The sequence below is a fragment of the Acidithiobacillus sp. TH-A117 genome (assembly GCF_057473465.1).
Genome location: NZ_JBYCKQ010000040.1, coordinates 60,170 through 73,459 on the forward strand (window position 1 = coordinate 60,170; position 13,290 = coordinate 73,459).

The window sequence follows — 13,290 nt, forward strand, 5'->3', positions numbered from 1 at the left end:
CCTCGTCAAGACTGGCGTCAATTTCAATACTGCGGAGTATGCCACCATGCTGGCCATAATCATCTTTCTAGTGACCCTGATTCTGGTCATCTGGCAACCCAAGGGGTTGAGCATTGGCTGGAGTGCCATGGGTGGAGCAGTGGTGGCTCTGGCGACGGGAGTCATCACCTGGTCCGATATCCCCATTGTCTGGCATATTGTCTGGGATGCGACCTTTACCTTTGTGGCCCTGATTATTATTTCCCTGATTCTTGATGAAGCCGGATTTTTCCACTGGGCGGCCCTCTATGTGGCCCGCTGGGGAGGCGGGCAGGGGCGACTGCTGTTTGTGCTGATCGTGTTGTTGGGGGCCTGTATTGCTGCGGTATTTGCCAATGATGGCGCTGCTTTGCTGCTGACACCGATTGTCATGGCGATTCTCCTGCGTCTGGATTTTTCAGCGAAGGCGACTTTTGCTTTTATTATTGCTACCGGATTTGTCGCGGACACCACCAGTTTACCTTTGATGATTTCCAATTTGGTGAATATCGTCAGCGCCAACTATTTTAATATCACCTTTTCCCGCTATGCGGCGGTCATGGTTCCCGTAGATGGAGTGGCCTTGCTGGCTACTCTGGGCGTGCTCTGGCTGTATTTCCGGCGCAGCGTGCCGGGCAGCTATCCTACGGCGCATTTACCGGCTCCCGCTTCGGTCATCAAAGACCCAGTGGTATTTCGTGCCAGTTTTCCGGTGCTGATTTTGTTGCTGGTAGCCTATTTTGTGACGGCACACTGGAATGTGCCCGTTTCGGTAGTTACGGGTAGTGGGGCGCTGATCATGCTGATTCTGGCAGGACGCTGGTTTCAGGGCGGGCGGGGCACGCAAATTCCAGTGCGCAAAGTGCTGCGCGAGGCCCCCTGGGCCATTGTGGTTTTCAGTCTGGGCATGTACCTGGTGGTCTATGGTTTGCGCAATGCGGGCCTGACCCATTATGTGACCATCGCCCTGCATGATTTCGCCCAGCATGGTCCCGTAGTAGCGGCCTTGGGTACAGGTTTTATGGCAGCACTGCTGTCTTCCATCATGAACAACATGCCTGCGGTGCTGGTGGGCGCGCTGGCAATCCATCACCTGCCCGCCACGGCAGATCCCATGCTGCGGGAAATCATGATTTATGCCAATATCATCGGCTGTGATCTGGGGCCGAAATTCACGCCTATCGGGAGTCTCGCGACCTTGCTCTGGTTGCACGTACTCAGCCGCAAAGGCGTGACCGTAAGCTGGGGACAGTATATGAAAACCGGTTTGCTCGTCACCCCGCCGGTATTGTTCCTAACCTTGCTGATGCTCGCCTGGTGGCTACCGCACATATAGCAGAGGATGCCTCTGCCATGTCGACAGCTTGACGCGGAGGTCATCATTTCCTAAAATTTATACCAACCAGACGGTATGTAATAACAGGAGATGATGATGCAGCTCAATACCGATTGGTCGCAGCCTGTTGTTCTGTATACTCCGGACTTGCCCTGGCAAGGTTCACCGGCAGAGGGCATCGAGCGACGTTTGCTGGAGCGCGATGGTGCAGAGCAGGCGCGGGCGACTTCCGTGGTGCGTTATGCGGCGGGTGCCCATTTTCCCGAACATACGCATCCTCTCGGGGAAGAGATTTTTGTACTGGTGGGGACATTTTCTGACAGCACCGGAAGCTATGGTCCTGGAACCTATATTCGCAACCCGCCAGGCTCTGCCCATGCACCCTATTCGCAAGAAGGCTGTATCCTTTTTGTAAAGTTACGTCATTTCAATCCTCGGGATTTGCAGCCGGTACGCATCAATATGGCGGAAGCACGCTGGTCTCCCGGGCTGGTAGATGGGCTGACGGTGTTACCCCTGGCCGATTTTGAAGGCGAACATACGGCCCTGGTACGCTGGCAGCCGGACACTTATTTTCAGCCCCATCGCCATTATGGCGGTGAGGAAATCCTCGTTTTGGAGGGGACATTTGCCGATGAGCATGGGCAGTATCCCGCCGGAACCTGGATGCGCAGCCCGCACGGCAGTCAACATCAACCTTTCAGCAAGGAGGGTTGTCTGATACTGGTCAAAACCGGGCACCTGCCTTTTCCGGAGGATGCCTCTCAAGTACACACGAACAAGGAGATAGCATGATAAAAGCTTACGCAGCCCAATCTTCCACCAGCCCTTTGGCCCCACACGACATTGAAAGGCGCGAGCCGGGTCCGGAAGATATCAAAATAGAGATTCTGTATTGTGGGGTTTGTCATTCCGATCTGCACACGGCCCGCAATGAATGGCATAACACCCTTTATCCATCGGTTCCCGGTCACGAAATTGTTGGCAAGGTAGTGGCCGTTGGTGATCAGGTCAAAAATTTCAAGATAGGAGACTATGCCGGTGTGGGATGTATGGTCGACAGTTGTGGTCATTGCAGCTCCTGCCACGATGGCGATGAACAATATTGCGAAAACGGTTTTACCGGCACCTACAACGGTCCCATGTTCGGCGGGGAAAATACCTATGGTGGTTATTCCCAAAGCATTGTCGTCAAGGAATCTTTTGTGCTGAAAGTCCGGCACGAAGCCAAGGATCTCGCCAGCGTGGCGCCGCTGCTCTGTGCTGGCATTACCACCTACTCCCCTCTGCGTCACTGGAAAGTCGGCCCGGGCAAAAAAGTGGGTATTGTCGGTCTGGGGGGCTTGGGTCACATGGGGGTCAAACTGGCCCACGCCATGGGCGCGCACGTTGTGCTGTTTACCACCTCACCCGGCAAGATCGAAGATGGCAAGCGATTGGGTGCAGATGAGGTATGTATATCCACCGCTCCCGAGCAGATGGCAAAACATGCCAATAGTTTTGATTTTATTCTCAATACCGTCGCGGCTTCTCATGATCTCGATGCTTTCCTCAGCCTTTTGCAGCGGGATGGCACCATGACCCTGGTGGGGGTACCTGCTGAACCCCATCCCTCTCCAGCCGTGTTCAACCTCATTGCCAAACGTCGGCAACTGGCAGGTTCATTGATTGGTGGCATTCAGGAAACCCAGGAAATGCTGGACTTTTGTGCGGAACATGGGATTGGTTCAGACATTGAAATGATCCCCATGGAGTACATCAATACCGCCTACGAACGGATGCTGAAAAGCGACGTGAAATACCGTTTTGTCATTGATATGGCTACCTTGCAGTAGTCCATATTCCTCGCCGTAAACAACCGGGGTGTGGATGCTAGCCATACTCCGGTCAAACTGTTGTCTTCTCCCTTTCCGGGTAATTCTTCGCGTTGTGCCGTAGGCCCGAATTGGCTACCATGCACTGCATCAAGCGCGTGCACTTCGAGACCTATGAGCAAATACATTTTCGTGACAGGTGGTGTGGTTTCTTCGTTGGGCAAAGGTGCAGCCGGCGCGGCTCTGGCTGCATTGCTGGAGGCGCGTGGCCTCAAGGTGACCATGTTGAAGCTGGATCCGTATATCAATGTGGATCCGGGAACCATGAGCCCCTTTCAACACGGCGAAGTATTTGTCACTGCCGATGGTGCTGAAACCGACCTGGATTTAGGACATTACGAGCGCTTCATCTCGACCCGCATGACCAAGCGGAACAATTTCACCACGGGTCTGGTGTATCAGACGGTCATCGAAAAAGAGCGGCGCGGGGATTATCTGGGGCGAACCGTGCAGGTAATCCCCCATGTCACCGATGAAATCAAGCGCCGTATCCGGATTGGTGCGGATGATGCGGATGTGGCTCTGGTGGAAATCGGTGGAACTGTGGGTGACATTGAGTCCCAGCCCTTTCTCGAAGCGATCCGGCAGATGGCCGTAGAGGAGGGACGCGGAAATACCCTCTTCATGCATCTGACCTTGGTTCCCTATCTGCCTTCTGCGGGTGAAATGAAAACTAAGCCGACCCAGCACTCGGTGCGGGAATTGCGGGCCATCGGTATTCAGCCGGATGTATTGTTGTGTCGCGCTGATCGTCCCATTCCCGAAGATCATCGCGCCAAAATCGCCTTGTTTTCCAATCTCACCGAAAAAGCGGTGATTTCCGCCATTGATACGGACAGCATTTATCGTCTGCCTTTGCTGTTCCATGATCAGGGACTGGATGATCTGGTTTTACAGGATCTGGGCTTGCAGGCGCCCGCGCCCGATCTCGGGGTTTGGCAAGGTATCATTCATGCCCTGGAAAATCCCCGGGGTGAGGTGGTCATTGCCCTGGTGGGTAAATATGTCGGCCTGACCGAATCCTACAAATCCCTGGCGGAAGCCTTGTTGCACGCCGGGTTACGAATGCGGCGCAAAGTACGCTTTTTGTATGTGGATGCCGAAGACATTGAAACCCAGGGCACGGCCATGCTGAATGATGCCGATGCCGTACTGGTCCCGGGAGGCTTCGGTGGCCGTGGTACGGAGGGAAAAATCACGGCTATTCGCTATGCCCGGGAAAACAAGGTGCCCTATCTGGGTATCTGTTTAGGGATGCAGTTGGCCGTGGTGGAGTTCGCTCGCCACTGCGCGGGGCTGAGCAACGCCAACAGTTCAGAGCTGGATCCGGAAACTCCCGATCCGGTGATTACCCTGATGACCGAATGGTCAGACCCTGAAGGCCACACGGCATATCGGGAGGAGGGCGGCAATCTCGGCGGGACGATGCGGCTGGGCGAGCAGGAATGCACCCTGCAGCCCGGTACCCTGGTTGCCAGGGCCTATGCGCAGACGGCTATTTATGAACGCCATCGCCATCGCTTCGAGTTCAATAACCGGTACCGCGCGCCTCTGGCTGCGGCAGGTTTGCAATATACCGGTTTTTCGGCGGATGGCGCCCTGGTGGAAGTGGTGGAGTTGGGCGATCATCCCTGGTTTCTGGGGTGCCAGTTTCATCCGGAATTTACCAGTAACCCGCGCCAGGGGCATCCATTGTTTGATGCCTTCATGAATGCGGCCGTGGCCCAAAGGGAGCGTCAGTCATGAAACTCTGCGGTTTTGAGGTGGGACTGGATCGTCCATTTTTTCTGATTGCCGGGCCCTGTGCCATTGAAAATGAAACCCTGGCCTTGCAGACGGCAGAAAATCTTCGGGACATTTGTCGGCGCCTGGAAATTCCCTTCATATACAAGAGCTCCTATGATAAGGCCAATCGTTCTTCCGGCAAAAGCTTTCGCGGCCCCGGCATGGAAGAAGGCCTGCGTATTCTCGAAAAGGTGCGTCAGGAATTAGGGGTGCCGGTCATTACGGATGTCCATGAAAAAGAGCATGTTCAAGCGGTGGCCGAAGTGGTGGATGTGTTGCAGACCCCCGCTTTTTTGTGCCGGCAGACGGATTTTATTCAGGCAGTGGCGGCTACCGTAAGCCGGTTAATATTAAAAAAGGGCAGTTTCTGGCGCCCTGGGATATGCTTCACGTCGCTGATAAGGCCCGGGCGACGGGTAATACGCAGATCATGGTCTGTGAACGTGGCGCCTCTTTCGGCTACAACAATCTGATTTCGGATATGCGCTCCCTGGCGGTGATGCGCCAGACCGGGTGTCCGGTGGTTTTTGATGCCACCCATTCTGTGCAGCTGCCGGGCGGGCAGGGGGATCGTTCGGGTGGACAGCGCGAGTTTGTGCCGGTGCTGGCCAGAGCCGCCGTAGCCGCCGGTATTTCCGGACTGTTCATGGAAACCCATCCCCGTCCTGCTGAAGCGCTTTCCGATGGACCCAACGCCTGGCCGCTGGGACATATGGAAAATCTGCTACGGACCCTCAAACATATTGACCAGTTGGTCAAAGCCCAAGACTTCCCTGAAAATCATCCCGAGGAATTAATATGAGCGCCATCGTTCGCATTCAAGGTCGTGAAGTACTGGATTCGCGTGGTAATCCCACGGTAGAAGCAGAGGTGCATCTGGAAAATGGTGCCATGGGCCGCGCCATTGTTCCCAGCGGGGCATCGACGGGCGAGCGTGAAGCCATGGAGTTGCGGGATGGTGGTTCCCGTTATGGCGGCAAAGGGGTGCGCAAAGCCGTAGAACATGTGAATGGTGAAATTCAGGATGCTCTGTTGGGTATGGAGGCCGAAGACCAGGAATATCTGGATGCTGCCATGTGCGCGCTGGACGGCAGCGAAAACAAGTCACGCCTGGGTGCCAATGCCATTTTGAGTGTTTCCCTGGCTACGGCCCATGCGGCAGCCCACGCCGCCGGACAGCCTCTCTATCGGTATATAGGCGGCTTGGGTCCGATACAATTGCCGGTGCCCATGATGAATGTCATCAACGGCGGAGCCCATGCCGATAATGATGTGGATATGCAGGAATTCATGCTGATTCCTGCGGGGGCTGAATCTTTTTCCGAAGCCTTGCAGATGGGTGTGGAAGTGTTTCACAGCCTCAAGGCTGTACTGCAGAAAAAGGGTCTGGCTACTACTGTAGGTGATGAAGGCGGTTTCGCCCCCAACCTGCCTTCCAACGAGGCGGCTCTGGAGCTGTTGATGGATGCTATTGCCCAGGCCGGTTATCAGCCCGGCAAGGATATCTGGTTGGGCATGGACGTGGCATCCAGTGAGTTTTACCACGATGGTCGTTATCATCTTGCCAGTGAAAAACGCGATCTGAGCAGCGCCGAATTTGTCGATTATCTGGCGGCGCTTGCGGACCGTTATCCGCTCATCAGCATTGAAGATGGTATGGATCAAAATGACTGGGAAGGCTGGATTACCCTGACGGACCGTTTGGGAGATCGTTTGCAACTGGTAGGTGATGATATTTTTGTGACTAACACCAGCATCCTGCGCGAAGGTATTGAGCGTGGCGTAGGTAATAGCATTCTCATAAAGCTCAATCAGATCGGCACCTTATCAGAAACCCTCGCGGCTATTGAAATGGCCAAGACCCATAGTTATACCGCAATTGTTTCCCACCGTTCCGGCGAAACCGAAGATACGACTCTCGCGGATGTGGCGGTAGCCACCGGCTGTGGGCAAATTAAAACCGGTTCTTTGTCACGTACCGATCGGGTGGCCAAATATAATCGTCTTTTGCGTATTGAAGAAGAATTAGGCGAGGTAGCCCGTTATCCAGGACTTGCAACTTTTTATAATCTCGACTAAAAGGATAGTTATTAAGGCGCTGGATAGCAGCGCCTGTCATATTTCGGAGATTATTTCAGTATGTGGGATTGGGCGCAGTTCAAAGCCAAGGTGAATGTGGCAAAATCAGAAATGCGCCTGATCGACTTTATGTTGCTTGCCGCCCTCTGTGCTCTGCAATATCCCCTTTGGTTCGGGACCGGTAGCTGGCTGAATGTCGGTGAATTACACGAGAAGCTGGATACCCGGATGGTAGTTTTGAAAAAGCTGGAAACCCGCAATGATCAACTGGAAGCCAAGGTCGTCAGTTTACAAAGCGGTGATCGTGCCGTGGAAGAACTGGCTCGGCGGCATTTAGGCATGGTCAGTAAAGGGGAGATTTTTGTCTGGGTCATCCCTGCGAAATCCCGGAATACCGCTTCTGCACCTGTTGAAGTTTCCTGAAATTAATCCACATCCCTGTCAGGGGATGCAGTTCGGTCAGGCTCGATCTATATACGTGCCATCTGTGGTATTTACCCGGATTTTCTCGCCGGAATTCACAAATTGCGGCACCATCACCGTAATGCCTGTTTCCATCCGCGCGGATTTGTAGGAACCTGTGGCCGTCTGGCCCTTGATGGCCGGGTCCGCTTCGGTCACTTCCAGCACCACGACCGAAGGAAGTTCCACGCCAATGGGGCGATCATTGTGCAGATTGACCTGGATTTCGGTGTTGGGCAGAAGATAGCCGGTTTGGCCTTCCAGCAGATCCTCACTCAGAATGGATTGCTCGAAACTTTCGTTATCCATAAATACATAGCCGGTAGCATCGGCATACAAATATTGCATGGTTCGGGCTTCTACTACCGCTTTTTCCATGGTTTCGCCGGAGCGGAAGCGGGTATTGGATTTGGTGCCGGTCTCGATATTTTTCATTTCGACCTGGACAAAAGCCCCACCCTTGCCAGGCTTCACAAAATCGGTTTTGAGTACACGCCAAAGCCCCTTTTCGTGCTCCAGAATATTGCCTGGGCGAATATCAAAGGCGGAAATCTTCATACCATCATCCTTGTAGGCATTCCCTTTAGAGGGCGTGAATTGTACCCTAGAGGCTTATTGATGACCAGAGCGGTCCTTGCGAGGTTTTTATATGTCTGACGCCCATACCCAGCCCCTGGAAATTCGTCCGCTGATGATCAGCCGGATCATGGAAATTGATTGGGCCGATGGCCATACCAGCCAACTATCCTTTGAGCATCTGCGGGTGGAGTGTCCCTGTGCAGAATGCAAGGGGCATACTCCTGATGAGGCGCAGGTGATTACCGGCAAGGAGGAAGTGAGCATTGTGGATGTGTTGCCGGTCGGTAATTATGCCATCCAGATTCACTTCAGTGATGGTCACAGCACCGGGATTTTTACCTGGGAATACTTGCGGCGACTGGACGCACAGGCGGCGGGTGTACAGTAAATGCCGGTATGATGATGACCCAGAATCTTCCTGAAAAACCGGCGCAAGCGCTAGCCGATTCAGAAGAACCTTTTGATCTGTCGGGTTTTTTGCGCACCCTGACCAGCCATCCCGGTATTTATCAGATGTATGGCAAGGGTCGGCGTTTACTTTATGTGGGTAAAGCCCGCAATTTGAAACGCCGGGTGAGTTCGTATTTCCAGAAGCAGCGTCATAGTCCCAAAACCCTGGCCATGCTGGCGCAGGTGCAGCGAGTCGAGGTGTTGGTTACCCATACGGAAACAGAGGCCCTGGTGCTGGAGGCCAACCTCATCAAGCGCCATCATCCCCCCTATAATATTTTATTGCGCGATGATAAAAGTTATCCGTATTTGTTAATTGCGTCGGCTGAACCTTTCCCGCCCATGCGTCTGCATCGTGGCGCACAAAAACAAAAAGGCCAATATTTTGGTCCCTATCCCGCCGTGACTGCCTTGCGTGAAAGCATGGTATTACTGCAAAAAGCCTTTCGTCTGCGCACCTGCGAAGAGCATACCTTCCGCAATCGCAGTCGGGCCTGTCTGCAATATCAGATCCAACGCTGCAGTGGCCCCTGTGTCGGGCATATTCTTGCCGAGGATTACGCGCAGGATGTGAGTGATACCATACGTTTTCTGGAAGGACGCAGTGATGAAGCCATTCGCAATCTTGGAGAGCGGATGCAGCAAGCCGCAGAGCAGCTGAATTTTGAAGAAGCGGCCCGGCGCCGGGATCAGATTGCCGCCTTGTCAAAAATTCAGGAACGTCAGTATGTGGCCCAGGCCGGTGGCGGTGATTTTGATGTGATTGCACTGCTTCAGGAAAATGGGCAATGGGTGATTTTCATTAGTTTTATTCGCAACGGAAGGCAGTTGGGTGGTCGTTCCTTGTTTCCTCAGCATGCCGAAGACCTGCGCGGACCCGATGTCATGGCTGGTTTCCTCATGCAGTTCTATACTAACAAGGATATTCCGGGGAATTTGCTGGTCAATGTGCTGCCTCGAAACTGTGCTGCAGTCACCGAAGCACTCATGACCCATACAGGGCATAAAGTAGCGATGGATGCGCCGCAGCGGGGGCCCCGTAAGCGCTGGATGGCCATGGCCCAGACCAATGCCCTGAGTGCCTTGCGTCAGCGCGGCCAGCAAGCCAGCGCCGGACGGAGAAGGATGTTGCTGCTGCAGGAATTTTTTGAACTCCCGGAATTACCTCAGAGAGTGGAATGTTTTGATATCAGCCATACCCGTGGTGAGGCGGCGGTAGCCTCCTGTGTGGTTTTCGGTGAAGATGGCGCCATGAAGGATGCTTATCGTCGTTTCAATATCCGCGATGTCACGGGTGGAGATGATTATGCGGCCATCGAGCAAGCGGTTTATCGTCGCTACGGTCGTCTCAAAAAAGAGGGGTTGGCCCTGCCGGAGATCGTCCTGATAGACGGTGGACCGGGACAGTTGGCTCGTGCTGAGGCCGCCCTGGCTCTGCTGGAAATTGATCAGATACAGCTCTGCGGGGTTTCCAAAGGGACAACGCGGCGCCCGGGTATGGAGCTGTTGCATGTGTCTGGCTGGGCAGATGCGCGGCAATTACCGCCGGATGATCCAGCCTTGCTGGTGATTCAGGAAATCAGGGATGAGGCCCATCGCTTTGCGATTACCGGACATCGTGCCAGGCGCGCCAAAACCCGGCAAGACTCTGAGCTTGATCATATTGACGGTATTGGCCCCAAGCGCCGCATTGCCTTGCTGCGGGCTTTTGGTGGGCTGAAGGGCATTCGCGATGCCGGTTTGGAAGATCTGCAAAGAGTGGGGGGTATTCATCAGGAATTGGCCCAACGTATTTACGAGCATTTTCATTAAGGAAGCCAGCGGACTGTGATAAAGCGTTTACCCAATTATCTGACTATTCTCCGCATTTTGCTGGTGCCCATTTTTGTGGCCTTGTTTTACTGGGGCGGGGAAGCACGCACCTATGCAGCCACCGCAGTTTTTGCGGTTGCGGCTATCACTGACTGGGCAGACGGTTACCTGGCGCGGCGCTATCAGGGAGTGTCTCCCTTTGGGACCTTCCTCGATCCGGTAGCGGACAAAATCATGGTGGTAACGGCTCTGATATTGATTGCCTCCTCGCGGGAGATGCCGCCCTTGCTGGCAGGCATTCTGATCAGTGTGATTGTGGGCCGGGAGATAACCGTCTCCGCTCTGCGGGAATGGATGGCAGAGCTGGGTGAGCGCAAGAAAGTGGCGGTGTCGTGGCTGGGCAAGGCCAAGGCCACAACGCAAATGCTGGCTATTTTGTTGTTGGTCTATCGCGAGCCCCTGCTGGGGCTTTCGGCACGAACCCTGGGGATTGTCCTCCTGGTTATTGCGGCTTTCATGACCCTGTGGAGCATGCTGGGTTATCTGCGGGCTGCCTGGCCAAGTCTGATGGCCCATGGCGTTGACCTTGACAAGGAAAGTTGATCCCTTTATCTTTGCGCTCATGCGGGAATAGCTCAGTGGTAGAGCACAACCTTGCCAAGGTTGGGGTCGCGAGTTCGAGCCTCGTTTCCCGCTCCAAATTTTGATCCACAGACTTCTACTGGGGTCTATAGGTCATTGAAAAAAGGAGCTTCGGCTCCTTTTTTCATTCCAGCGAGTGCCACGGAAATCCACCCACAGCTACCGTTTTTGAGTGACCAAATAAGGCACAAGAATACGGGTGGGTCGGCTACCGGATAGTTGCTGGGGCTGAGCGGGGACCATGACGAGCATAGGGCCTAAGTCATTACTTAGGAGTCTCGAAATGGCGCTCTCTGATCTGACCGTCCGGCAGGCGAAGACCACCGGAAAACGCTACACCCTCTCCGACAACGACTGCCTGGGCCTGATGGTCTCAGCCGCAGGCGGCAAGTCATGGCAATTCCGCTACTACTGGCTGGGCAAGCAAAAGCGCCTTTGCCTAGGCGGCTATCCTGCTCTCAGCCTGCGCGAGGCCCGGACCGAGCGAGACAAGGCCCAGGCCCTGCTCGCTAGGGGGATCGATCCCCAGGTCGAGCGCGACCAGAAACGGCACGCTGCCAAGCTGGCGGGCGAATACACCTTCAAGACCGTCTTCGATGCTTGGGTCGAGCATCGCCGCAAGGAACTCAAGGAAGGCCGTCAGAGCACGCTTTCCCAGATCCTGCGCATCTTTAACAAAGACGTGCTGCCCACTCTGGGGAAGATGTCGATCTATGATATTCGCCGCCCTCAGCTTCTGGGCGTCCTGGCGGCGATCGAGAAGCGCAAGGCGTTCACCACTGCGGAAAAGGTCCGCACCTGGTTCAACCAGATGTTCCGTTATGCCCTGGTCATCGCCGAGGGGCTGGAGGTCAACCCGGCCGCAGACCTGGACGTGGTAGCCGAACCCAAGCCCCCGGTAGCCCACAACCCCTACCTGCACCTGCCCGAGATGCCCGAGTTCCTCCAGAAGCTCCGGCTCTACAACCCCCGTGGCTGGCAGACCCAGCTTGGCGTCCGGCTGCTGTTCCTGACCGGGGTGCGCACCGGCGAACTGCGATTGGCCGAACCCGAACAGTTCGACCTCGACAGGGGCTTGTGGATCATCCCACCGCAGATCGTCAAGCAGCTCCAGGATGAAATGCGCAAGGCAGGGAAGCGGCCGCAGGATGTGCCCCCCTATATCGTGCCGCTATCCCTGCAGGCCATCGAGATCGTGCGCTATCTCCTGGGGGTGATGCGGCCAGCGCAGAGATACCTGCTGTCACACCGCAGCGAACTCAAGAAGCGCATCAGCGAGAACACCCTCAACAAGGCCGTGCAGCTCATGGGCTATGAGGGGCGCCTGACCGGCCACGGCATCCGCGGCACCATCTCGACGGCGCTCAACGAGATTGGCTACCCGAAGATTTGGGTGGACGCGCAGCTTTCCCATTCCGACCCCAACAAGGTGAGTTCGTCCTACAACCACGCCAAGTACGTTGAGCCGCGCCGTCGGATGATGCAGGACTGGGCCGATCGGCTCGACCTGCTCGAACAGGGCGAAGTGGAAGCCGCGAGCGCGCACCTGACCATCCGTATCGACGGGGTGCCGGCGATGGCAGAAGTGGAGGAGGCGGTGGATGCGACCCTCCCGATGGCCGAGCCCACTCCTCCCGGCGTCCCGCCCGTCGTGGCCACGCCTATTGTCGTAACCCCGAGCAGCGGCGGGATCACGTTCCAGCGGCTGTCTCAGGTGCCTCCGCCTCCGACGCATGCCCCAGAGCCGGAAGTGTCCGCGATCCAGCGCGAGCGCGAGGAAATGCTGACCATCTACGAGTCTCCAAGCAGCTTGCCGGTCCCACTGTTCGGCAAGCTGGCCGGAAAGTCCAAGGACCAGATCAACCGCGAACTGAAAGCGGGCAAGTTGCTGTCCATCAGTTTGGGCAATCGGGGGCAGCGTGTTCCCGATTGGCAACTGGTGCCGCTCAAGCACAAGCTGGCCCAGGTGCTCATGAACCAGTGCCCGCACGCGGATTCGTGGGATCTGTACCGCATGCTGACCCAGCCGCACCCTGACCTGGGGGACCGCGCGGCCATTGATGCGGTCACGCCGACCAACGTGCCGGCGATCATCCGGGTCATCATGGGCGACTACCAGCACCATGCGGATATGCCCGAGGCCATTGCCCCGTACCCCATCCCCGAGAATGTGCGGCAAAGCGTTCGTCGGCTGGTGGATAGCGCAGTAGTTCTAGACGGAGCATAGGGCTCTCAAACCTTGCAGGGGCCTTG

Annotated in this window: 11 protein-coding genes, 1 tRNA gene and 1 pseudogene; 12 read left to right on the forward strand and 1 reads right to left on the reverse strand. The window is 55.5% G+C overall.

Annotated elements, in window-relative coordinates; all coding sequences use genetic code 11:
• The first annotated feature begins 46 nt into the window (after positions 1–46).
• The 7 genes and pseudogenes from AC2VLR_RS09990 to AC2VLR_RS10020 all read left to right on the forward strand — a co-directional run bounded on the left by AC2VLR_RS09990 (position 47) and on the right by AC2VLR_RS10020 (position 7,515).
• Positions 47–1,354 (forward strand): arsenic transporter, encoded by a 1,308-nt coding sequence (locus AC2VLR_RS09990; RefSeq protein WP_486881997.1) that lies wholly within the window; start codon positions 47–49, stop codon positions 1,352–1,354.
• Positions 1,355–1,444: 90 nt separating this feature from the next.
• Positions 1,445–2,149 carry a cupin domain-containing protein gene (locus tag AC2VLR_RS09995; protein ID WP_486881998.1) on the forward strand — a complete coding sequence of 235 codons (705 nt, stop codon included), beginning with the start codon at positions 1,445–1,447 and terminating at the stop codon, positions 2,147–2,149.
• Positions 2,146–3,189, forward strand: coding sequence for an NAD(P)-dependent alcohol dehydrogenase (locus AC2VLR_RS10000; RefSeq protein WP_486881999.1), 1,044 nt, complete (start codon positions 2,146–2,148; stop codon positions 3,187–3,189). The genes AC2VLR_RS09995 and AC2VLR_RS10000 overlap by 4 nt, the downstream gene beginning before the upstream one ends.
• A 153-nt stretch (positions 3,190–3,342) precedes the next feature.
• A complete protein-coding gene (gene pyrG, locus AC2VLR_RS10005) occupies positions 3,343–4,974 on the forward strand; it encodes a CTP synthase (protein WP_486882000.1) in 1,632 nt (543 codons plus the stop codon).
• A pseudogene (kdsA, locus tag AC2VLR_RS10010) lies at positions 4,971–5,815 on the forward strand (3-deoxy-8-phosphooctulonate synthase). Before pyrG ends, kdsA begins: the two are co-directional and overlap by 4 nt.
• Positions 5,812–7,092: a phosphopyruvate hydratase gene (gene eno, locus AC2VLR_RS10015; protein ID WP_486882001.1), complete on the forward strand. Its 1,281-nt coding sequence runs from the start codon at positions 5,812–5,814 to the stop codon at positions 7,090–7,092. Before kdsA ends, eno begins: the two are co-directional and overlap by 4 nt.
• Positions 7,093–7,152: 60 nt before the next feature.
• Positions 7,153–7,515 carry a septum formation initiator family protein gene (locus AC2VLR_RS10020; RefSeq protein WP_486882002.1) on the forward strand — a complete coding sequence of 121 codons (363 nt, stop codon included), beginning with the start codon at positions 7,153–7,155 and terminating at the stop codon, positions 7,513–7,515.
• Between the two features lie 36 nt (positions 7,516–7,551).
• On the opposite strand, the gene efp is transcribed toward AC2VLR_RS10020, so the two are convergent.
• Positions 7,552–8,112, reverse strand: a complete 561-nt coding sequence (gene efp / locus AC2VLR_RS10025) for an elongation factor P (RefSeq protein WP_215842416.1) — start codon at positions 8,110–8,112, stop codon at positions 7,552–7,554.
• A 91-nt stretch (positions 8,113–8,203) separates the two neighbouring features.
• On the opposite strand from efp, the gene AC2VLR_RS10030 reads away from it, so the two are divergent.
• The 5 genes from AC2VLR_RS10030 to AC2VLR_RS10050 all read left to right on the forward strand — a co-directional run bounded on the left by AC2VLR_RS10030 (position 8,204) and on the right by AC2VLR_RS10050 (position 13,264).
• Positions 8,204–8,521 carry a gamma-butyrobetaine hydroxylase family protein gene (locus AC2VLR_RS10030; RefSeq protein ID WP_486882003.1) on the forward strand — a complete coding sequence of 106 codons (318 nt, stop codon included), beginning with the start codon at positions 8,204–8,206 and terminating at the stop codon, positions 8,519–8,521.
• Between the two features lie 8 nt (positions 8,522–8,529).
• On the forward strand, positions 8,530–10,395 hold the full coding sequence (gene uvrC / locus AC2VLR_RS10035; RefSeq protein ID WP_486882004.1) for an excinuclease ABC subunit UvrC: 1,866 nt from the start codon (positions 8,530–8,532) through the stop codon (positions 10,393–10,395).
• Positions 10,396–10,410: 15 nt separating this feature from the next.
• On the forward strand, positions 10,411–10,998 hold the full coding sequence (pgsA, locus tag AC2VLR_RS10040; protein ID WP_486882005.1) for a CDP-diacylglycerol--glycerol-3-phosphate 3-phosphatidyltransferase: 588 nt from the start codon (positions 10,411–10,413) through the stop codon (positions 10,996–10,998).
• A gap of 21 nt (positions 10,999–11,019) precedes the next feature.
• Positions 11,020–11,094: transfer RNA gene (locus tag AC2VLR_RS10045), tRNA-Gly, on the forward strand.
• A 226-nt stretch (positions 11,095–11,320) separates the two neighbouring features.
• A complete protein-coding gene (locus tag AC2VLR_RS10050; protein WP_073653347.1) occupies positions 11,321–13,264 on the forward strand; it encodes a tyrosine-type recombinase/integrase in 1,944 nt (647 codons plus the stop codon).
• Positions 13,265–13,290: the final 26 nt, after the last annotated feature.

Coding starts and splice junctions, on each gene's coding strand:
- AC2VLR_RS09995 (WP_486881998.1), top strand. CDS start 1,445: ATGATGATGCAGCTCAATACCGATTGGTCGCAGCCTGTTGTTCTGTAT.
- AC2VLR_RS10030 (WP_486882003.1), top strand. CDS start 8,204: ATGTCTGACGCCCATACCCAGCCCCTGGAAATTCGTCCGCTGATGATC.
- AC2VLR_RS10020 (WP_486882002.1), top strand. CDS start 7,153: ATGTGGGATTGGGCGCAGTTCAAAGCCAAGGTGAATGTGGCAAAATCA.
- eno (WP_486882001.1), top strand. CDS start 5,812: ATGAGCGCCATCGTTCGCATTCAAGGTCGTGAAGTACTGGATTCGCGT.
- AC2VLR_RS10050 (WP_073653347.1), top strand. CDS start 11,321: ATGGCGCTCTCTGATCTGACCGTCCGGCAGGCGAAGACCACCGGAAAA.
- AC2VLR_RS09990 (WP_486881997.1), top strand. CDS start 47: ATGCTGGCCATAATCATCTTTCTAGTGACCCTGATTCTGGTCATCTGG.
- efp (WP_215842416.1), bottom strand. CDS start 8,112: ATGAAGATTTCCGCCTTTGATATTCGCCCAGGCAATATTCTGGAGCAC.
- uvrC (WP_486882004.1), top strand. CDS start 8,530: ATGATGATGACCCAGAATCTTCCTGAAAAACCGGCGCAAGCGCTAGCC.
- AC2VLR_RS10000 (WP_486881999.1), top strand. CDS start 2,146: ATGATAAAAGCTTACGCAGCCCAATCTTCCACCAGCCCTTTGGCCCCA.
- pyrG (WP_486882000.1), top strand. CDS start 3,343: ATGAGCAAATACATTTTCGTGACAGGTGGTGTGGTTTCTTCGTTGGGC.